We start from the raw sequence: 323 nt of genomic DNA, 5'->3' as shown, positions 1-323 counted from the left end.
GGGTCGAGGTGTTTTGGGGGTGTGTACCAGGGGGTGTTGTTGATGGTGGTGATGGTCCATTGTTCTTTGTGGATGAGGTGGTGGTGGCCGGAGCAGAGGAGGGCGCCGTTGTCTGTGTTGGTGGGGCCGCCGCGGGACCAGTAGGTGATGTGGTGGGCTTCGCACCAGGGGGCGGGGATGGTGCAGTTGGGGAAGGTGCAGCCTTGGTCGCGGGCGGTGAGGGCTTGGCGTTGGGCGGGGGTGAAGAGCCGGGTTTTGCGGCCGAGGTCCAGGATTTCGCCGTGGGTGCCGAGGAGGGCGGGGATGATGTCGGCGTCGCAGGC

Annotated in this window: 1 protein-coding gene; it reads right to left on the bottom strand. The window is 66.3% G+C overall.

What is annotated here, in order from left to right; genetic code table 11:
* Positions 1-323, bottom strand: a 323-nt coding sequence (locus M8J71_RS23185) for an HNH endonuclease signature motif containing protein (RefSeq protein ID WP_256250219.1), incomplete at both ends; no start/stop codon positions are given.

The organism is Pseudarthrobacter sp. R1 (genome assembly GCF_024494415.1).
GTDB lineage: Bacteria > Actinomycetota > Actinomycetes > Actinomycetales > Micrococcaceae > Arthrobacter.
Note: the sequence above shows the minus strand (reverse complement) of the source record. Positions and strands in the feature narration are given on the sequence as shown.